The organism is Halomonas sp. AOP22-C1-8, from assembly GCF_052378905.1.
Lineage (GTDB): Bacteria > Pseudomonadota > Gammaproteobacteria > Pseudomonadales > Halomonadaceae > Vreelandella > Vreelandella citrativorans.
In genome coordinates this window covers 163412-182817 of sequence record NZ_JBQSYD010000001.1, presented here as the reverse complement: position 1 = coordinate 182817, position 19406 = coordinate 163412, and the positions used below count along the sequence as shown (strand labels likewise).

Sequence of the window (19406 nt, the reverse complement as noted above, 5' to 3'; positions counted from 1 at the left end):
GATGAGAACGATCCGACTCACCATGGCCCAGGCGTTAGTCAAATATCTGGCAGCTCAGCGTATTGATATAAATGGCATCGATGTGCCGTTGTTTGAAGGTGTATTTGCGATTTTTGGCCATGGCAATGTAGCCGGTTTGGGCGAAGCGCTTTATCACGTCAAGGAAACGCTGCCGACGTATCGTGCCCATAACGAGCAAACCATGGCTCATGCGGCGATTGCCTTTGCCAAAGCGAACGGGCGAAAACGCCTGATGGCCGCGACCAGTTCCATTGGGCCAGGCGCGACCAATATGGTGACGGCGGCAGCACTTGCTCATGCCAATCGCCTTCCTGTTTTGTTATTACCGGGCGACACGTTTGCCACGCGTGCTCCTGACCCGGTGCTTCAGCAGGTCGAGCATTTTGGTGACCCGACGATTAGTGTTAACGACTGTTTTCGTCCCGTGTCACGCTATTTTGATCGCATCAGCCGCCCTGAGCAGCTGCTCACTAGCCTGCCTCAGGCAATTGCCACACTACTTGACCCTGAACACTGTGGCCCGGCAACGCTTGCCCTGCCGCAGGATGTGCAAACATTTGCCTACGATTATCCAGACGCTTTTTTTACTCCCAAAGTACACCGCATTCGCCGCTCGCCACCTGCGCTTGACGAGTTACAGCAAGCTGCTGCCGCACTTAAGCAGGCAAAGCGGCCGCTAATCATTGCTGGGGGCGGGGTGCATTACGCCGATGCCTGCGAAATGCTGGCGAACTTTGCACAAGCGCACGGTATCCCTGTCGCCGAGTCACAGGCGGGGAAAGGCGCGTTAGCGGATAGCCATCCGCTCGCCGTAGGAGCGATTGGTGTCACCGGTAGCGCCGCCGCCAACCGTTTGGCTGAACAGGCGGATGTTATTTTAGCAATTGGAACTCGCTTGCAGGATTTTACGACTGGATCCCGGGCGCTGTTTGAACGTCGTGAAAAAACGCTTATCGCCCTTAACGTTGGTCGTTTTGATAGCCTCAAACATCACGCGATACCGTTTATCAGCGATGCGCGCGTTGGCTTACAGCAGCTTGACGGTGAGCTGGGTGAATGGCGTGCATCGGATAGCTGGCGAGAGAAGGCAGTAGCGCTAAAGCGTGAATGGGCTGACGTGGTTAAACGGGTGACGGCAGATAAAGGCCTTCCATTACCCACCGATGCTCAGGTAATCGGCGCTGTTAACCGCCAGGCAGGGGACGACGTAACCGTGGTGTGTGCGGCTGGCGGGTTGCCGGGGGAACTGCATAAGCTATGGCAGTGTTCGGGCCCTGGAAGCTATCACGTGGAGTACGGCTTCTCGTGCATGGGGTATGAGATTGCCGGCGGCTTGGGCGTCAAAATGGCCAAGCCTGAGCGCGAAGTGGTCGTCATGGTTGGTGACGGTAGTTACCTGATGCATAACTCAGAGCTCGCCACCTCGGTAATGTTGGGTCATAAGTTGATCGTCGTTGTATTGGATAATCGCGGCTATGGATGCATTAACAGGCTTCAGCACGCAACGGGAGGAGAAGGGTTCAATAACTTGCTTAAGGATTGCCGCAGTGTCGAGGTGGGCGCACCCAAAACCGATTTTGCGGCCCATGCGAAAGCACTGGGTTGTCAGGCTGAATCGGTTACGGGGATTGCCGAGCTGGAGCAAGCGCTAGTGCGCGCCCGTCAAGCGGCTACTACCTATGTGATTACCCTGGACACGGACCCGATCCCCAGCACCGAGGAAGGCGGCGCCTGGTGGGAAGTGGCCGTGCCCGAGGTCTCTTCCCGAGAGCGGGTCACATCCGCTTATCAAGGCTACCGCGATGCCAAGCAGCATCAAGCGCGCTGAGCCTGTTTAATCATCCAATAACGATAAGGATACATGCTATGCCAACCGTTACGCTGGGGATCAATCCACTCACTTGGACCAACGATGACTTACCCAGTTTGGGTACTTCGACACCATTGGAAACCTGTTTGCAGGAAGGTCGCGAAGCGGGCTTTACAGGGTTCGAACTAGGCAACAAGTTCCCGCGAACACCGGATGCCTTGGGTAAGGTGTTAAAGGATCATGAACTGGCTCTGGTATCCGGCTGGTACTCCGCCCATCTGTTGGAAAGGAGCCCTGAGGAAGAGATTGCGGCCGTTCAGGACCATTTGAACCTGCTCAAGCAGTGTGGGGCCAGCGTTATGGTGTTCTGTGAAGTATCTCGGTGCGTGCACGGTGACCAACAGCGCCCTCTTTCTCAGCGCCCACATCTTTCTGAAAACGATTGGCAGCGTTTATGCAGCGGTCTGGATATCGTTGGAGATTACCTTAAGTCACAAGGCATCCAGCTGGTGTATCACCACCATTTAGGCACGGTGATTGAAAGCCAGGCAGACGTTGAGCGTTTGATGGATAGCACCGGGGATGGTGTGGGTTTACTGCTTGACTTTGGACATTTGCGTGGCGCAGGGGGCGACCCATTAATTATCGCCCAGCGTTACAGCACACGTATTCATCATGTGCACTGCAAGGACCTACGCTTCGCTGTACTTGAGGCTGTGCGTAACCGCGATAAAAGCTTTTTAAATGGCGTGCTGGATGGTCTTTTTACCGTGCCTGGTGATGGCGATGTGGATTTTTTACCGGCGTTAACGCACCTGTGTGAACAGGGCTATCAGGGCTGGCTTGTTGTGGAGGCAGAGCAAGACCCCGAAGTTGCTCACCCATTGACGTATGCCCGCTTGGGCTACCGTAATTTGCACGATCTTGCCGAGCAGGCAGGCTTCGATGTTGCCAATGCCACTCATTAGTCAGTGCCAGGACTATCCGTTAAACAGGAGCTTGCATGAAGACGTTATCCCATTATCTTAACGGCCAGCTTACATCTGGTAGCAGCGAACGCTATGCACCGGTGTATAACCCAGCGACCGGAGAGCAGAGTGCCCAGGTCTTGTTGGCGACCGCCGATGAAACGCGTGAAGCCGTGCGCATCGCTGATGAAGCCTTCACGGAATGGTCAAAAACACCGCCGCTTAAGCGTGCTCGCATTCTCTTCAAGTTTAAGGCATTGGTAGAAGAGCACATCGACGAACTAGCGCGATTGATTTCCAGTGAGCACGGCAAGGTGTTGTCCGATGCCAAAGGTGAAGTGACTCGCGGCCTGGAAGTTGTCGAGTTTGCTTGTGGTATCCCTCACTTACAAAAGGGCGAGCACTCCATGAACGTGGGCACCGGGGTGGACAGCTACTCGATGATGCAGCCGCTGGGCGTCTGTGCGGGTATCTCGCCGTTTAACTTCCCCGCCATGGTCCCCATGTGGATGTTCCCCATTGCGTTGGCCTGTGGCAATACCTTTGTCATGAAGCCCTCTGAAAAAGACCCCTCAACGCCGCTGCGCCTGGCGGAACTACTCACAGAAGCGGGCCTGCCCGATGGCGTCTTTAACGTCGTCAACGGCGATAAAGAGTCCGTTGATGTGCTGCTCACCGATGAACGGGTCCAGGCGGTCAGTTTTGTCGGCTCTACGCCGATTGCCGAGTACATTTACGCGACCGCATCGGCCCATGGCAAACGCGTTCAGGCGTTGGGTGGGGCTAAAAACCATATGGTGATTATGCCCGATGCGGACCTTGATCAGGCGGTGAGCGCGCTGATGGGAGCAGCCTATGGGTCTGCTGGCGAGCGCTGCATGGCTATTTCCGTTGCGGTTCCGGTGGGTGAAGACACGGCGAATCGTTTAAGAGAAAAACTAATTGCTGAACTGGCCAATTTGACTGTCGGGCCGGGCCTGGTCGATGGCCCCGACAACGATATGGGCCCGCTGATCACCCATGAGCATCGCGATAAGGTCGCTGACTATATCCAGGTCGGCGTTGATGAAGGGGCCGAGTTAGTGATTGATGGCCGCCAGACCGATATTGAGGGTGCGGGAAATGGCTATTTTATTGGTGGAACGCTTTTCGACCATGTAACACCAGCCATGCGCATTCATGCTGAGGAGATCTTTGGGCCCGTTTTATCCATTGCCCGTGCTGCAAGTTTTGACGATGCCGTGGCGATGATCAACACGCATGAGTACGGCAATGGTACGGCGATTTTTACCCGCGATGGTGACGCCGCACGTCAATTCTGTGAGCAGATCCAGGTCGGCATGGTGGGCGTCAATGTTCCTATTCCTGTGCCGATGGCATTCCATAGCTTTGGCGGCTGGAAGCGTTCTCTGTTTGGTCCTTTACATATGCATGGCCCCGATGGCGTGCGCTTCAATACACGTATGAAGACGATTACCCAACGCTGGCCGAGCGGTATTCGTGAAGAGACCAACCACTTTTCAATGCCCACCATGTAATGGCTAACGAAGAGTAAAACTAACGCCGAGCGCTGCTCGGCGTTTGCTTATGGCCTGCCTGGTTCACAGGAATAATGACAATGAAAACGCTCACTATTGGTTTAATCGGAACAGGTTTTATGGGCAAAGCCCATGCCATAGCGTTTAATGCAGCGCCCAGTGTCTTTGATCTGCCTGCAAGACCAGTTTGTGAACTGCTGGCGGACGTGAATCTTGAGGTAGCGCAAAGCCGGGCAAATGCCTGGGGGTTTGCTCGTGCTACTGATAACTGGCGCGCACTGGTGACGGATAGCGCCGTCGATGTCGTGGATATTTGCGCACCCAATTTTTTGCATAAAGAAATGGCGTTGGCAGCCATTGCGGCGGGTAAGCATGTTTACACCGAAAAGCCGTTGGCGCTCAGCACGGCTGATGCGCAGGAGATGACCACGGCTGCCGAACAGGCAGGCGTCAAAACACTGGTCGGATTTAACTACATTCGCAATTCAGCCACACAGCTGGCACGCGATATTGTGGCAAGCGGCGAAATTGGCGAGTTGATCCATTTTCGTGGGCGGCATAATGAGGACTATCTACTTGATCCTCAAAAGCCCCACGATTGGCATACCCAGCGAGCCACCGCCGGTGCTGGCGCCTTGGGCGATGTAGGCTCGCATATTATCAATATGGCCGAGTTCCTGACCGGTCAACGCATCACTTCGGTGTGTGGTCAGCTACAAACGGTGATTGCCATGCGCCCCACAGCGGATGGCACAGGTATGGCTAAGGTTGAAAACGATGACCAGGCCCAAGCAATGTTGCGCTTTAACAATGGCTTGATTGGAAATATTGAAACCTCACGAGTAGCGGCAGGCAGAAAGATGGGGCTTGCCTATACGCTGACGGGCACCAAAGGAGCGATTGTCTTTGATCAGGAACGTATGAGTGAGCTGCAACTCTACCGCCACGAAGCGAATAGCGGTCGACGCGGGTTTACCACGCTGCTGACCGGCCCTGAACACCCTGACTATGCCGCCTTCAGCCCTGCACCCGGCCATGGCTTAGGCTATAACGATCAGAAAATTATCGAGGTGCGCGATTTGGTGGAAGGTATTATCAACGACCGCCCGCTCTACCCTGATTTTCGAGAGGCCGTGCGTGTGAACCGCTTGATCGATGCCATCGAAGCATCGCATCAGGCGGGGCGTTGGATTGAAGTATAACTGTTAATCTCTCGGAAACCGGGCTTCCAATTCAGCAACCTGTTCAGGCGTCAGCACACGCGGGTTTTCGCCGCGCAACAGCAGAAACAGCTTGGCCGTTTCTTCGAGCTCTTCGGCGGCATACACCGCCGCTTCAAGGTTTTTACCGGCGACAACCGGGCCGTGGTTGGCGAGTAGCACGGCGCTGTGCTTGCCTGCCAGGCCGCGTACCGCTTCGCCCAGCTGTTGGTCGCCCGGGATGTGGTAAGGCACTAGGGGAAGCTTGCCTACGCGCATGGCGTAATAGGCGGTGAGCGGCGGAATGCAGTCGCAAGGGTTGATACCCGGCAGGCAGGAAACCGCCACCGAATGCGTGGAGTGCAGGTGCACGATAGCGCCGGACTGAGGGCGCTCATCGTACATCGCCATATGCAGAAACTGCTCTTTGGTGGGCTTATCACCGCTGATTAGCTGGCCTTGGGTATCCAGGTGCGAGATGCGTGCAGGGTCCAGACGCCCAAGGCAAGCGTTGGTAGGCGTCATCAGCCAGCCGCCGTCATCCAGGCGCAGGCTGATATTGCCACTGGAGCCCATGGTCAGGCCTCGATCGAACAGCGATTTCCCCAGCGTGCTGATCTGTTCACGCAGGCAGTTCTGGTCGTGAGTACTCATGCCAATACCTCAAACGCGCGTGTGAAGAAATCCACACTGCCAAAGTTGCCCGACTTGAGTGCCAGAGAAAGCGGGGCCTCGCGGTTGGCAAGTGTCGCCTGTGTCCAGGGCACGCCGGGATTGATCTGCTCGCCGATACGTAGCGCGGAAATGCCCAGGGCAGACACCACCGCACCTGAAGTTTCGCCACCGGCAACTACCAGTCGGCCAACGCCTTCATTGACCAGAGTAACGGCAAGCTGGCTTAGCGCTTTTTCGACGATAAGGCCGGCCTTATCGACGCCCAGTTCCACCTGAGCAGCCTTGACCTTTTCAGGATCAGCTGAGGCATAGATCAAGGCAGGTGCATCTTGTTCAAGACGCTCGAATGCGAAGGCCAGGGCTTGTTCCCATTGTTTGTCGTCTTTCGCCAGAGCCTGCGGGTCAAGCGCAAAACCAGCGCCAGGATGGCGTTCGAGGAAATCAGCAGCCTGGGAAAGCGTTGCCCGTGAGCAGCTGCCAGACAGTGCCAGCATGTTACCCGAGGCGGGTTGAAGACGCCCGGGCTCGGCTATCTCGGCAAGCCAACCCTGTTTGCGGTACTGGGCAGGCAGGGCTTGACCTAGCCCCGAACCGCCGGTTACCAAGGGCATCGTTATCGTTGCCTCCGCCAAGACGTCCAGATCGCTGTCATCGACGGTATCACAAATCACGTGGCGTACGTTTTTAGCCGCCAGAGCGTCAAAGTGTTGGCGAGTGGCTTCGGCCCCTTTGGCTAGCGTGGAGCGGCTGGCCAAGCCAACGGAGTGGGAAGTCTGGCGCGAAAGCACGCGTACAAGATCCGCATCGGTCATGGGCGTCAGCGGGTGGTGCTGCATGCCGCTATCGTTAAGCAGGCGATCGCCAACGAACAGATGCCCTTGATATACCGTCCGGCCATTAATCGGAAATGCCGGGACCATCACGGTTTGCGAGACGCCGAGTCGATCAAGTAGTGCATCGGCAACTGGGCCGATGTTGCCCTTATCGGTTGAATCAAAGGTCGAGCAGTATTTAAAAAATATCTGCCGGGCACCCTGTTCACGTAACCAGTCAAGTGCTGCCAGTGAATCGCTAGTGGCCTCTTCAACCGGGCAGGAGCGCGATTTAAGCGCCACTATCACGGCATCCACGTTGCTTAAATCGGGCGAGGTGGTCGGCACGCCAATCACTTGAACGCAGCGCATGCCGCCGCGTACCAGGTTATTGGCAAGGTCAGTGGCGCCGGTGAAATCGTCGGCGATAGCGCCCAGTACGATGGTCATAGCATTCTCCAGGATACGGGCTTCAGGTAGTGGCCTTACGACGTGCGCGTTTGATCAGCGGCGTAATCAGCGTGACGGCCAGCAAAAGGAAAGCAATACTCAGTAGCGTGGCGCTAATAGGACGCTCAATAAAGATGCTGAAGTCGCCTTGTGACATGGATAGCGCACGGCGCAGCTCGCTTTCTGCGATAGGGCCCAATACCAGTCCCAAAATGATGGATACCAGAGGGAAGTTGATCTTCTCAAGCAGATAGCCCAGTACGCCAAAGCCCATCATCAACCATACATCAAACATGGAGTTGCGCACCGAATAGGTACCCACGATGCAGCACATGATAATAATGGGGCCGAGTGCGGAATAAGGTACATTCAGCAGCTTGGTAAACAGCACGATGAACGGCTTTGAGAAAAGCAGAATCATGAAATTGACGATAAATAGCCCGGCAAACACCGCATAGATCAAGTCACTGCTAGTCAGCATAAACATTGGTCCAGGCTGCAGGCCGTGCATGATAAACGCGCCCAAAATAACGGCCGTAGTGCCGCTACCCGGAATACCCAGTGCAAAAAGCGGTACCAGTGCACCCATGGCCGCTGCGTTATTGGCAGACTCAGGGGCGGCAATACCTTCCGGCGCACCCTTGCCAAATTTCTCGGGATGCTTGGACCAGCGGACCGTTTCGCTATAACTCACCATCGCCGCGGTGCTGGCCCCGATACCCGGCAGGATACCGATGACGACCCCGATAATAGATGAACGCGACAGGGTCATGCCGATCTGGCGCAGGATAGGAAGATCGAAAATCTTGACCTTCACCTTTTTCAAGGGCTGATGGCTTTCATGGTCCAGTGTACGTTTCATGACTTCTGAAACGGCAAACAGACCCACAATGACCGGAATCAAGCCCACGCCTTCGGTCAGATTAAGATTGCCAAAGGTAAAGCGGCTGGTGCCGGTGAGCGGGTCAATACCAATGGTCGCAATGAATAGGCCTAGCGCCGCACCAATCAAGCCAAATATGAGACGACCGCCTAGTGAAGCCACCACTGTTAAACCGAGTACCGCCAAGGCAAAGTACTCAGGAGATGAAAACTTCAAGGCCATCTTGGCTAGCATGGGCGTGAATATAATAAGCGCGACGGTGCCCACAAGCCCGCCGATAGCCGAGCTTAAAACGCCGATGCCCAAGGCTTTGCCTGCCTCTCCACGCTGAGTCATGGGATAGCCATCAAACGCCGTCATTACCGCTTCAGGCGTGCCTGGGGCACGGTATAGAATGGCCGTAATCAAACCTGAAAAGACCGTTGCGCCATAGATGGCGGTCAGCACCATAAAGGCTGTGGTCGGCTCCATGCCATAAGTAACTGGCAGCAGGATAACCACTAGAATAACGCCGCTAACGCCGGGCAGTGCACCACCGATAAAGCCGATAAACACGGCAGAGGTTAAGAGCAGTAGATTGAGTGGCTGCATCACCACGGCTAACCCGGCCAAAAAATGTTCTAGCATGGTCGACTCCCTGGAAGGTTGGGTCTGTTATGGATCAGCCTTACGGCATGGGAATGCCAAGCAGCGACACGAAAACGCCCTGCATCAGTACAGCGGCAAGAACTAACGTAATGGCAATGTTCGTCCACGAACGGGCGCCCAGCAACAGCGTACCGATAAACGTAAATATCAGGCTGGCGATTAAAAAGCCGATGCTTTGTATCAATAGCGTGTAGGTGATAGCCGCTGCTATAAACCACCAATGGCGGGTGCGGCCAAGGGAGAAGCATGATGAGATTGGTGCCGTTTCAGTTGGGGGGGGCGAATCAGCTTGGGGGTCGCTGACCAGTGCCTGTTTGCGGTCACGCCACGTAATGGCGAGCAGGACAATTCCCAGCACAAACAGAACGATCAGCAGGGTCAGCGGCCAAACGCGAGGGCCGATAAACGTGGACACCTGCGCAGAGCTTGGGAATTGCAGCGTGGGATAAAGACTCACCATCGCGAGTGACACGACCCCAAGCGCAAAAAGAGTGATCCTAGCGTGCATGGTAAACCTTGATGGGGATAGTGGAAGAACGGCCCCGCGAGGCCGATCTTTCAGATGGATATAGGAGGGGACATGCCCTTCCACCAACCAGTAGCTACTGGTTTAGTCGTTTTGCAGCAAACGCGAGTAAAGCTCGTAGTTGCTCTCAAGCCGCTGACGATACTCGTCGCTACTCATCCAGCCTTCACGGTAATCAAGGTTTACGCGCTCTGCGTAGCTTTGGTACTCCTCAGAGTCATATACGTCTTTAAAGGCATTTTCCAGACGCTTCATGATCGGCGCAGGCGTATCAGCATGCACAAATATGGCGCGATCGTTACCGTCTGTCAGGTCCCAGTCGTTTTCAACCGTGGTCGGCACATCTGGGTAGTCTTCAAGGCGTTCATCGCTGAAGACCAAAATTGGCATCATCTGGCCGGCTTCGATGTAGCTTAATAGCGGGCTTAGCGAGGTGGTGGTCGCATCAATATTACCGCCCAGCACGTTGGCAGTGGCGTTGCCGGTGCTGTCGTAAGGGATAAAATTTATGTCTAGCCCGGACGCATCACGCAGCGACAGGAAAGCTACATGATCTGGGCTTGCCGTATGGGTGCCCCCAACGGTGACTTTACCGGGGTTTTCCTCAGCGTATTTCATGAAAGAATCAAAATCAGGAAAACGCTCAGGATTAACAAAAAGCGCCATTACGTCAGACTGCATACGCGCAACCGGCGTTAACTGGTCCAGACCCACGGGGTTTTGGCCCGCCGCAAGTGAGGTCACAAGCGTAGTGGACGCAAAGTCTAGAGTGTGGCCATCAGCCTCGCTCGTGGCGGCACGCTGATGGGCTAAAGCGCCGGACGCGGCTGGCAGGTTAACCACTGTAATACTCGCGCCGCCAATGGCTTCTTCAAACATCGGGCGAACGACCCGAGCAAAGTTATCAGTACCACCGCCAGCACCTGCGGCTACCAGGAACTGGATTGGCTTGCTGGGGAAGTTGTCGGCATCGCTGGCGCTGGCGCTGGTAGCCGCGCCGAGCATGGCAAGACCTAAAGTGGCGTATTTAACATTATGTTTGATAAGCATAATTTTCTCCAAGGTGATTATTGTTGCTTTTAGGGTCCATCAATATGCGAAGTGGAGCACCTTAAAGGCGCTCTACCGTTAGTTACTGGCTGTCGCCTGTATAAAACAGCTTGTCCTGTTTAAGTCGCAGCTTATGTAGTCGAGAAGGTGGTAACGTGACATCGGCTAAAGTAATGGGTTGGTTAGGTGCGATATCGCGAATAACTTCGGCGCCTGGTAACAGATAAAAAGGGACTTTGGCGTCATCTGAAAGCGCCGCAGCGGGGTGAATCTCCGGACGCAGCCCTTCGATGTGCCGATGATGGCCCTTCATCTCGAGCCGCTGGCCCGCCTTGATCGCTTGGGTGGCGCGCGCAGTCAGGTCGAATTTAGGGGTGGTGGCATGGCCGCCACCGGACGTTAAGCCGTTGAGTACCACATCCAGCAGCGAGATGGGCGCTTCCAGGCCCAGCAAATGGCGTGGCAGATATACCATGGCGCTATTGCCGCTGCGGCTTAGTACGTGACCTTTATCGCGTAGCAGTGTCCAGACATGCGGGTCTTCACAGCGCACCACTACAAACACACCGCCAGCAAAGCTCAGCTCATCTGGGCGGCGCAGGCAGTTAAAGACTTCAAGGCGCTCATTACCTTTTAGAACACCGCCTTCTGCTTGGGTATCCAGAAGTGTGGGCACTTCTATGGTTCTGAGCACCATGGCATGAAATTCAGGCAGATCTGGCTGTAGGCCTGTAGCGTTGGCAACATTGACCATCTCACACAGGTCAGGCACGGAAATCTGCGGAATAGCTGACAAGGCCTCGCCGCGGGATTTGACTGTGGCGCGTGCATCGCTATCGTCAAGCTTCCAGAGGGCGGCAATTTCAGTGGCATCGTACTGGGTGCCATTACAGGTCACGGTGCCTTGCGCTTCATCCCAGATAAAGTCGTATTCGCTGCTCTTGCCAGCAGAAATGATCTCAAACCCCAGCGTTTTGGCCCATGTGACAAGGCCAATCAGCAGGCTTGGCTGGTCGCCATCCAGCGGCGTGAAAAGGCGTCCTTGGTCTTCGGCCAGGCGAGTCAGGTAGGGTCCGACAACCGACTCGGTTTCCTTGGTGGCAATACCGACATGCTTACCCGCCAGTAAGGCCGCTTCTGCATAATGGGCGCCGACATCAGGAATGCCGGTAGACTCAACCAGAATATCGAACGGAAGTGCCGCGACCGTATCGAAAGAAGCCGTGGCAATGAAAAAGCCTTTCTGCCAAGCGTCTTCGGCATCGCTCGTGGAATGGCATACCATTATTTTTGTGCTGGGAAAACCCGCGTGGCGAAAGGCTTCAGCCGCCTTTTCAGGATTGATGTCGATCGCAATACGCGCTGACAATCCTGGCATCTGGCGGGCTTGACGCAATACGCCACGACCAAAATCACCAGCGCCCGCGATACAGACTTCAACTACTTTGGTCGTATGAAAGTGTTGTAAGTAATTCATAAATAATGGCATTCCATGTTTGGCAAAAGTATTTTTACAGTGGCCATGAACTTATAGATGCTTCTTTTTTTCAACGTAGGCGTAATATATAGATGTGAAATTTAGTGGTATACCATTAGAGAGGTCAACGCTAGAGGGATGATACTTTAGTCGTTGGTAGATTTGTTTTTTCTTTAAATCAAGGGTTTAAGTGTTTTTTAGGGAGTGTTTTTTATATGTAATTATTTGAAAAGAGTTTTTTGGTATGCCATTATTAATAGACGCTAATCAAAGTGAACAACTCCATGGAAGATATCGCTCCAACCCATAACGCCGGGCTTGTTGAAAAAGTCGCGCATTATTTGCGCGAACATATCGTCATGGATCATTTCCAACCGGGACAGCGGTTACCCGAGCGCACGCTGGCAGTTGAGTTACAAGTGTCGCGTACGCCGCTACGCGAGGCGCTCAAGATTCTTGCGACAGAAGGTTTAGTGGTGATTTCCCCCAACCGCGGGGCTGTGGTTGCGGATGTCAGCGCTGCGGATATGAAAGAAAAGGCCTATGTATTAAGCGTCCTTGAGCAGTCAGCCGCGCAACTGGCGTGTGTCAGGGCTAGCGACGAAGATATTGCTGAGTTACAGGCGCTGCATTACGAAATGAAAGCTTCGTTCTTAAGAAGGGATCGGCAGAACTACTTTCGGCTTAATCAAGATATCCACAACCGGATCGTGGCGCTTTCGGGGAACGCGACCCTAGTTGATATACACGCCAACCTCAGTCGGCAGCTTTATCGGGTGCGCTATCTGTCCAATCAAAAGACCGATAAATGGGCGAAAGCCATGGAGGAGCACGAGGCCATCATGGCGGCCTTGGAGGCCCGCGACGCCGCACGCGTCGGCGATGAACTGCGCAATCATCTGGGTAAAACGTGGATCAAATATGCTAATGGGGAGCCGGTTAACGGCGAGGCATCATAAGCCGGTTTGTATAAATGAACGGCTGTTGGCCGATCAAGCTGTCCTGTGGACAGAAAGCACTAATCCCGAGTGGCGGGTTCTGGCCGGGTGATAAGCCAAGCCGCCACCCCAATCAGCAGTGCGATAATGACCCAACGTAGCCAGCCACTGCCCAGGTGCAGCAAGATAAACAGGGCGCTGGCGCTGATCATGCCGACTGCAATGATTTTGGCGCGCCGCGGAATAGCGCGCTCGGTCTCCCAGTTTTTAATCAAAGGCCCAACATAACGCCGCGAACGGATCCACGCTTCAAAGCGTGGTGAGCCTTTGGAAGCGCAGTAAACGGCTCCCAGCATAAACTCGGTCGTGGGCAGCAAGGGCAGGAAGATACCGATAACACCAATCCCAAAACTCAGCGCAGCAAGGCCTACCCATAAGGCGCGTACTAGCGTTAGGGGTTCTTTTGATGGGCGCTTTGGCGGTGAGCTTACGGGTGGTTTCTCGTTCATTTATCCAGCTTCTCATGGATAACAGGGCTTGGCGATGCGCCAGGTCAGGCGATGACCCACTAATAGGCGGATACGCTAAGCATACTACGCCGTATTAAGAACGGGTTAACGCTCTTTAAGCGCGCATTAACGCATTAACACATTAACGCATTAGTGCCAGTAGCGGGGTAGAGGTCGTCTGGCTCGTGAGTGCCTGGAGTTCTGCCTCGTACACATCAGCAATGCTGGCGGGGACGAGAACGTCATGTGGTTTACCATGCGCTATACGCTGTCCCTTTTGCAGTAACCAAACGCAGTCGGCGTAAGTGCCGGCCAGGTTCAGGTCATGTAGGACGCATACGATGGCCATATGATGCCGTGTGGCCCAGGTGCGTAGTTGACGCATTAGCCGCTGCTGCTGGCCGATATCCAAAGCGCTGGTGGGTTCATCCAGCAGAAGCAGGCCGCCATCCTTGGCAGCGTCTGAGCGCCGCGAGAGCAGTTGGCAGGCGCCGCGGGCGATCATCACTCGCTGGCGCTCGCCGCCCGAAAGCGAGAGTACGCTGCGCTTGGCGAGCGGGACGAGGTCCAGGTCATCGAGCAGTTCGGCGATGAGTACCTTATCGGGGTTGCTCCCCAGAAACACCAATTCTTCCACTCGCCAATCGAACCCGACAGGCTCCTGCTGAGCGACAAGCGCACGTCGGCTGGCGAGCGCGGTGATCTCCCACTCATCAAGCAAGCGACCATCTAGCTGTACGGTGCCCTGTTCGCAGCGGCGATAGCCTGACAGCATGCTGAGCAGCGTGCTCTTGCCCGCACCATTAGGCCCTACAATCGCGAGCAGTTCGCCCGGGTGGATCCCGCCATCGATAGGCGCTAGTGCGGGAATCGAGGTGAACCCCGCTTGATGCAGAGTCAGCATGACGGGCTCCGGCGCATAAGCAGATACAGGAAGTAGGGCCCGCCCAAAAGGCTTGTTAGCAGCCCGACCGGGATCTCGGCAGGTGCACCTAGCGTACGTGCCAGGGTATCGGCGACCACTAACAGCAGCGCCCCGCCCAGCATTGAGGCAGGCAGGAGTAACCTGTGTCCGGGCCCTAGCCAAAGCCGTAGGCAGTGGGGAACCAGCAGGCCAAGAAAGCCAATGACACCGGTGAGCGCTACGCACAGCCCGACGCCAAGTGAGGTGGCCACGACAATGCGGCGTTTGAGGCGGTTGGCGTCCAGCCCCGCCGCATGGGCCGTGGTTTCGCCTAGCTGAAGCAGGTCAAGCTCGCTGGCACTGCGCATTAGCATCCACAGTGCCAGGCTAATCAGTACCAAGGCGATAGCGGTGGTTCGCCATAAGGCATGGGTTAGCGTGCCCATGCCCCACAGGCTCAGTTGGCGCAGCTGTTCATCGCTGGCGATAAACGCAAGGACGCCACCCGCAGCGCCGGCCAGAGTGTTAATCGCCAGGCCCGCTAGCAGCAGGGTCATAACGGCGGCACTCCCACCCTGACGTTTGGCCAAGCCAAACACGATGACACATACGCTCAGCGCGCCCAAAAAGCCAGCAGCAAACTGGCCGTAAAGGCTGTTGACGGCGCTATCCTGAAAAATAACGATCCATAGCGCCACAAATAGCCCGGCACCGCTGGCAAGGCCGAGCAGCGTTGGGTCGGCCAAGGGATTACGAAATAGCCCCTGCATGGCAGCGCCGCTGCCCGCAAGCATGGCGCCTACGACAGCCCCCAGCAGCAAGCGCGGTAAGCGCAGCTGCCACCAAACCTGTGTGCTGAGCGTATCGGCATTGCCGTTTAGCAGTGCCCATGGGGAGAGCCCTAATGCGCCCGACGCCGCGCCCCACGCCAAGGCAAGTAACAGCGCAAGCGTTAAGCCGATAAGGACTCGTGGAGCGCGCCCCATCGGTCGCATCGTACGCTGACGATAAGCCGTTAAGCTGACCATTACGGCGCAGCCAGTGCTGTGGGCGAGGCGTTGAGCAGCGCTTCAACATCCTGGCGTAAGGCTAACAGCAGGTCGGGCGCCCGTGGCCCAAAGCCCAGCAGTGCCTGATCATCGATAACGATTAACCGCTGCGCTTGGCCTGCCGGAGTAAGTGCCATACCGGGTAATTGCCACAAGGCTTCTGGGCCACCCATAGCCTCTAAACCGCGCGCTGACATAATGATCAGCTCAGGTGCCTCGCGCACCAACGCCTCGGCGCCAACGCTGTGGTAGCCCTCCATTGCTGTAAAGGCGTTTTCCAGCCCGACGGCTTCAAGCGCCGTATGCGCCGCGGTTTGGCTTCCGGCAGCGCGCGGCGTTAAGCCGCTATGCTGGAGAATAAACATCGCCCGGGTTGAAGGTAAGGGGGGCAAATCGGCCAGGTATTCAAGCTTGTCAGTCAAGGTTTGCGCTAAAGCGTTGGCTTGTTCACGCCGGTCAGTGTAGCTACCCACCGCGCGAACCTTTTCAGCAATGGCCGCTAGCGTAGCGGGTGCGCTAACCACATCCAGCGTAACGCCGACAGCGTTCAACTGTTCAAGCACTTCTTTAGGGCCGGCATGCTGATTGGCAAGGATGCGGTCAGGCTGAACCGACAGTACGCTTTCGGCCGAGAGCTGGCGCAAATAACCCACAGAGGGCAGCGCTGTCAGGGGCTCAGGATAAAGAACGGTATCGTCGCGGGCGACCAGATTGATGTCAGCCTTCAAGGCTGAAAGCGTTTCAGCAATATCGCCACCCAGCACAACCCAGCGTTCGCTGGCGCTCGTTTCCAGGCTGAAAAACAGCGCAAGCAAAACGCCGGAGAGCAGTCGAACAGGCTGCTTCATGCCACGGCCTCACGCTGATTAAGCTCATTCAATAGCTGCCGCCAGGCGCTGGATTCGGGATTGCCCTCTCGGCGCTCGGCGTATATTTGCAGGACTAATGCGCCTTGTGCGTCAAACGCTTCAATGCTGGTGACGCCTCCGTCACGATTGGGTTTAGACACTTGCCACACCTGATCAATGGCGGTGTCGTCCAAGTGCAGGGTAAAGCTATCGCCAAACAGATTCAGCCAACTCCGTGCGCGCTGGGGCGTGGGCAGCGTGCCCGTGCGGATTTGTACGCAGCCGGGGCTGGCGACAAACAGCATGAGCGGCAAGGCGTGTTGGCTTGCCTGATGAAACAGGTTTTCCAGTATGTTAGCCGGTAGCGCCCGGGTGTAGTGGCCCTCCATCAGCTGGTTGGCCTCAATACGCTCCAGGCGATGGCGCTGCAGCAGAGCGAAGAATTGATGCACGTCCTGCATCGCTCCCCATTCGCCCGCAAGGTCGGGGGCGTTGGGAAGCGGGCGTTTAAGGCGTGGTGCACTCTGAGTGAATGCCGGAGTGTCCTGGGTGCCGAGTGCTGCTAACGCGTCCCAGGCGCTGGGAAGCGGTGTTTCCAGCGCAAAGCATTTGTGCACGGCGCAGCCATGCTGGTTAAATATTTGCAGGCTCCAGCGCCACTCCTTTGAGCCATCTTGTGAAGGCATGGCATCGCGAATCAAGCACACCCAGTGCCAGTGGGAATACAGCAAGCGAAGATCCAAACCGCCGGGGTCGAGCAGTAGTCCCGTTTGGGCCCCGCCGCGCAATTCAGGATAGCCCCCGGTTTGTTCAAGGACGGCCAGGCGCGAGCGGGTCAGTGATTTTACGCGGCCAAGCGTGGGCAGATAGCTTGCGATCTCACTGGGTGGCAGGGGCAGTGTCCATACATCACGCCCCAGGCGAGCCGCCTGTAACTCGCCTTCGCTAATAGCCAGACGCTCGGCAATGTCGATGGCGGGCAGGCGCGGCTGGGCCGCCCGCGCAGCATCAAAGGCTTCCAGAATAGCGATCTGTTGGGATTGCGTCATGAGCTCACCTCCATCGGGTGCATGGTGTGGCATTACCACTGCCAGTTGAGGGTAGCGAACAGGCTGCGCCCATCGCCTAAGCTGCCATCGGGGCGGTACCACACTTTATCGCCCAAGTTGGCCAGGCGTAGCGAGGTATCAATGGCGGGGGTAAGGCGCCAGGCCAGGTGTACATCGTGTAGCCCGTAGCCTGGCAAGCGCTCGTCATCGCCCTGTTTGTCGAAATCACGGGCAAACCGACCTTGCCAGCCTAGGTGAACATTACCGTTGTACAGTGCAATATCACTGCCTAAGGTCGCTTCCAGCGGCGTTTGATTGCCCAGCGGCGCGCCGGTGTCGCGGTCTTTGCCGGAGACCTCGGAAAGGCCTGCAAAACTGGTAAGGAAAGAAAAAGCGCTGGGCTGCCAGAAAACGCGGGCATCATAGCCCCACAGCTGGGCGCGTTGAACGTTCACGGCTTGAGTGGTGCCTGCCATAATATCGACCTGAGTATCGATAAAGTCATTGGCACGGGTATCAAAGTAGCTGGCACGCACTTGCCAATCTCCCTGATGCCAAACCACGCCGCTCTCCCAGGTGTGGCTGGTTTCAGGGACAAGATCCGGGTTGGGTATCCAATAGTTGTCGGGCGTACAGAAGAACGGCCCGGCACAGAACCCCGCAAAGTGGCGTTCATTAACATATAGCTCAGAAAGGCTCGGGGCGCGGAAAGCCTCGGCGTATCCGGTAAATAGCATCAATGCGTCGTCGGGCCGCCAGGCAACGCGAAAACGTGGGGAAATCTGGTCATGTACGCTGTTGGCCTCGCCTTGGCCGGTGGCATCGTAACGGTCATAGCGGGCGCCTAATCCAATGTCGAATGCTCCCGCGCCGCCCTCCGTCAGGTAACGGCCGGCGGTGAGCGTTGTATCCAGGTAGGCTGCTTGCGTATCAATGTTGGCACGTGGGAAACCATTCGCATCGCCTTCAGGACGTTGGCGGGCCTGCTCCAGTTCAGCACCAAATACCAGCGTTTGAGAAAGCCAGCCATGCTCCATTCGGTGATAGCCGTCGCTTTGCAGCCCCGCACGCTCCAGAGTGCGGCTGGCCCTTGGCTCATCAATATCTTGCTGGCTAAAGGTGAGTCGTGAGGTGATCTCGGTAGCCGCACCTGGCTGCCAGCGGTGGCCGAGCTGCACATTGTTGCTCTGAACGTCGCGGTCGCGCAGTGGGTTGCTGGCATCTGTAGAACGCTGTTGCGGATTAGCGGGTTGGGTGGTGTGCTCGTCGTAATGTTGCCAGCTAACAAATACCCGCTGATCGTCATCTGGCTGCCAGCCACCTTTTAGCAACAGGCTGTTGAGCGAGGCATCTTCATCGGCCATCTCGCCACCGGCGCGACGAATATCACCGGACTTGCTACGGCCTATTGAGAGAAGACCATCGACGCGGCCATTTGACGTATCACGACGACCAAAAGCGGTAAGGCTGCCACGTAACTCGTCACTGGCGCTTGCGCCACCGACAGAAAGCCGTACACCGCTTTCCTCGTCGGGCGCAAGTAGGTCCTCGGCATCTACGCTGTTAAAACTAACCACACCGCCCATCGCGTTACTACCGTAAAGGCTAGAGAGCGCTCCGCGGGCAATCTGGACATGTTGAATCAAGGCGGGATCAAGGAAAAAGTTACCGATATGACCCGTGGAAATATCTTGCCGAACACCATCCAGGCGGACCAGTACGCCCTCGCGGCCAAAGCCACGCAGGCTCAGCGTTTGGCCGTTGCGGCGCCCTTGTCCTGCAACGTGTAGGCCAGGCTGACGGCTTAGTACGTCTTCCACTCGGCTCGCGGTGGCCAACACTGCATCATCACGCTCAATAATATCGATGATGAGTGGGGCACGGGAAAGATCCGTGGGCACTCGTGTACCGGTGACAGCGACAGGATCAAAGGAGTGAGGCTCAATCTCTGGTTGCGCCAAGGCAGGTGCTACCAATAGAGGGCAAAACGTAAGATAAAGCGGGCAAAGCGAGTAAGCGCGTTTCATGGGCCAGACCATTCCAACAATAAGA

At 56.1% G+C, this 19406-nt stretch carries 17 protein-coding genes; 5 read left to right on the top strand and 12 right to left on the bottom strand.

The window, feature by feature from the left end:
* Nucleotide 1 precedes the first annotated feature (1 nt).
* From iolD to ACT3TY_RS00870, 4 genes are all read left to right on the top strand, one after another.
* Nucleotides 2–1849: a 3D-(3,5/4)-trihydroxycyclohexane-1,2-dione acylhydrolase (decyclizing) gene (gene iolD, locus ACT3TY_RS00885; RefSeq protein WP_087110886.1), complete on the top strand. Its 1848-nt coding sequence runs from the start codon at nt 2–4 to the stop codon at nt 1847–1849.
* 38 nt (nt 1850–1887) lie between these two features.
* Entirely contained in the window at nt 1888–2799 is a 912-nt protein-coding gene (gene iolE, locus ACT3TY_RS00880; RefSeq protein ID WP_444627113.1) for a myo-inosose-2 dehydratase, read from the top strand.
* Between the two features lie 35 nt (nt 2800–2834).
* The gene (locus tag ACT3TY_RS00875; RefSeq protein WP_444627112.1) at nt 2835–4337 is read left to right on the top strand and encodes a CoA-acylating methylmalonate-semialdehyde dehydrogenase; all 1503 of its coding nucleotides are present in this window, start codon (nt 2835–2837) and stop codon (nt 4335–4337) included.
* A gap of 80 nt (nt 4338–4417) precedes the next feature.
* Entirely contained in the window at nt 4418–5539 is a 1122-nt protein-coding gene (locus tag ACT3TY_RS00870; RefSeq protein ID WP_444627111.1) for a Gfo/Idh/MocA family protein, read from the top strand.
* A gap of 3 nt (nt 5540–5542) precedes the next feature.
* Here the strand turns inward: ACT3TY_RS00870 and otnC are convergent, their stop codons facing one another.
* The 6 genes from otnC to ACT3TY_RS00840 form a co-directional block, all read right to left on the bottom strand.
* A complete protein-coding gene (gene otnC / locus ACT3TY_RS00865) occupies nt 5543–6190 on the bottom strand; it encodes a 3-oxo-tetronate 4-phosphate decarboxylase (RefSeq protein ID WP_444621599.1) in 648 nt (215 codons plus the stop codon).
* Nucleotides 6187–7473, bottom strand: a complete 1287-nt coding sequence (otnK, locus tag ACT3TY_RS00860) for a 3-oxo-tetronate kinase (protein WP_444627110.1) — start codon at nt 7471–7473, stop codon at nt 6187–6189. Before otnK ends, otnC begins: the two co-directional genes overlap by 4 nt.
* A 22-nt stretch (nt 7474–7495) precedes the next feature.
* Complete coding sequence (locus tag ACT3TY_RS00855; RefSeq protein ID WP_193053379.1) at nt 7496–8983, bottom strand: tripartite tricarboxylate transporter permease; 1488 nt, start codon at nt 8981–8983, stop codon at nt 7496–7498.
* A gap of 40 nt (nt 8984–9023) precedes the next feature.
* Entirely contained in the window at nt 9024–9512 is a 489-nt protein-coding gene (locus ACT3TY_RS00850; protein WP_444621597.1) for a tripartite tricarboxylate transporter TctB family protein, read from the bottom strand.
* Between the two features lie 102 nt (nt 9513–9614).
* Nucleotides 9615–10580 carry a tripartite tricarboxylate transporter substrate binding protein gene (locus tag ACT3TY_RS00845; protein ID WP_193053381.1) on the bottom strand — a complete coding sequence of 322 codons (966 nt, stop codon included), beginning with the start codon at nt 10578–10580 and terminating at the stop codon, nt 9615–9617.
* A gap of 82 nt (nt 10581–10662) precedes the next feature.
* Complete coding sequence (locus tag ACT3TY_RS00840) at nt 10663–12057, bottom strand: NAD(P)H-dependent oxidoreductase (protein ID WP_444627109.1); 1395 nt, start codon at nt 12055–12057, stop codon at nt 10663–10665.
* Between the two features lie 284 nt (nt 12058–12341).
* On the opposite strand from ACT3TY_RS00840, the gene ACT3TY_RS00835 reads away from it, so the two are divergent.
* Nucleotides 12342–13016, top strand: a complete 675-nt coding sequence (locus ACT3TY_RS00835) for a GntR family transcriptional regulator (RefSeq protein WP_444627108.1) — start codon at nt 12342–12344, stop codon at nt 13014–13016.
* Between the two features lie 59 nt (nt 13017–13075).
* On the opposite strand, the gene ACT3TY_RS00830 is transcribed toward ACT3TY_RS00835, so the two are convergent.
* The 6 genes from ACT3TY_RS00830 to ACT3TY_RS00805 form a co-directional block, all read right to left on the bottom strand.
* Complete coding sequence (locus ACT3TY_RS00830; RefSeq protein ID WP_444627107.1) at nt 13076–13504, bottom strand: YbaN family protein; 429 nt, start codon at nt 13502–13504, stop codon at nt 13076–13078.
* 142 nt (nt 13505–13646) lie between these two features.
* Complete coding sequence (locus ACT3TY_RS00825; RefSeq protein WP_444627106.1) at nt 13647–14408, bottom strand: ATP-binding cassette domain-containing protein; 762 nt, start codon at nt 14406–14408, stop codon at nt 13647–13649.
* Nucleotides 14402–15436: a FecCD family ABC transporter permease gene (locus ACT3TY_RS00820; RefSeq protein WP_444627105.1), complete on the bottom strand. Its 1035-nt coding sequence runs from the start codon at nt 15434–15436 to the stop codon at nt 14402–14404. Before ACT3TY_RS00820 ends, ACT3TY_RS00825 begins: the two co-directional genes overlap by 7 nt.
* On the bottom strand, nt 15436–16305 hold the full coding sequence (locus tag ACT3TY_RS00815; protein ID WP_444627104.1) for a heme/hemin ABC transporter substrate-binding protein: 870 nt from the start codon (nt 16303–16305) through the stop codon (nt 15436–15438). Before ACT3TY_RS00815 ends, ACT3TY_RS00820 begins: the two co-directional genes overlap by 1 nt.
* A complete protein-coding gene (locus ACT3TY_RS00810) occupies nt 16302–17354 on the bottom strand; it encodes a ChuX/HutX family heme-like substrate-binding protein (RefSeq protein WP_444627103.1) in 1053 nt (350 codons plus the stop codon). The genes ACT3TY_RS00815 and ACT3TY_RS00810 overlap by 4 nt, the downstream gene beginning before the upstream one ends.
* Nucleotides 17355–17386: 32 nt before the next feature.
* Nucleotides 17387–19381, bottom strand: a complete 1995-nt coding sequence (locus tag ACT3TY_RS00805; RefSeq protein WP_444627102.1) for a TonB-dependent receptor domain-containing protein — start codon at nt 19379–19381, stop codon at nt 17387–17389.
* Nucleotides 19382–19406: the final 25 nt, after the last annotated feature.

Bases quoted from the DNA above. Each gene is read 5' to 3' on its own strand.
- ACT3TY_RS00820 (WP_444627105.1), bottom strand. From the start codon at position 15,436: ATGGTCAGCTTAACGGCTTATCGTCAGCGTACGATGCGACCGATGGGG.
- ACT3TY_RS00835 (WP_444627108.1), top strand. From the start codon at position 12,342: ATGGAAGATATCGCTCCAACCCATAACGCCGGGCTTGTTGAAAAAGTC.
- ACT3TY_RS00810 (WP_444627103.1), bottom strand. From the start codon at position 17,354: ATGACGCAATCCCAACAGATCGCTATTCTGGAAGCCTTTGATGCTGCG.
- iolE (WP_444627113.1), top strand. From the start codon at position 1,888: ATGCCAACCGTTACGCTGGGGATCAATCCACTCACTTGGACCAACGAT.
- ACT3TY_RS00840 (WP_444627109.1), bottom strand. From the start codon at position 12,057: ATGAATTACTTACAACACTTTCATACGACCAAAGTAGTTGAAGTCTGT.
- ACT3TY_RS00855 (WP_193053379.1), bottom strand. From the start codon at position 8,983: ATGCTAGAACATTTTTTGGCCGGGTTAGCCGTGGTGATGCAGCCACTC.
- ACT3TY_RS00825 (WP_444627106.1), bottom strand. From the start codon at position 14,408: ATGCTGACTCTGCATCAAGCGGGGTTCACCTCGATTCCCGCACTAGCG.
- otnC (WP_444621599.1), bottom strand. From the start codon at position 6,190: ATGAGTACTCACGACCAGAACTGCCTGCGTGAACAGATCAGCACGCTG.
- iolD (WP_087110886.1), top strand. From the start codon at position 2: ATGAGAACGATCCGACTCACCATGGCCCAGGCGTTAGTCAAATATCTG.
- ACT3TY_RS00805 (WP_444627102.1), bottom strand. From the start codon at position 19,381: ATGAAACGCGCTTACTCGCTTTGCCCGCTTTATCTTACGTTTTGCCCT.
- otnK (WP_444627110.1), bottom strand. From the start codon at position 7,473: ATGACCATCGTACTGGGCGCTATCGCCGACGATTTCACCGGCGCCACT.
- ACT3TY_RS00830 (WP_444627107.1), bottom strand. From the start codon at position 13,504: ATGAACGAGAAACCACCCGTAAGCTCACCGCCAAAGCGCCCATCAAAA.
- ACT3TY_RS00815 (WP_444627104.1), bottom strand. From the start codon at position 16,305: ATGAAGCAGCCTGTTCGACTGCTCTCCGGCGTTTTGCTTGCGCTGTTT.
- ACT3TY_RS00875 (WP_444627112.1), top strand. From the start codon at position 2,835: ATGAAGACGTTATCCCATTATCTTAACGGCCAGCTTACATCTGGTAGC.
- ACT3TY_RS00845 (WP_193053381.1), bottom strand. From the start codon at position 10,580: ATGCTTATCAAACATAATGTTAAATACGCCACTTTAGGTCTTGCCATG.
- ACT3TY_RS00870 (WP_444627111.1), top strand. From the start codon at position 4,418: ATGAAAACGCTCACTATTGGTTTAATCGGAACAGGTTTTATGGGCAAA.
- ACT3TY_RS00850 (WP_444621597.1), bottom strand. From the start codon at position 9,512: ATGCACGCTAGGATCACTCTTTTTGCGCTTGGGGTCGTGTCACTCGCG.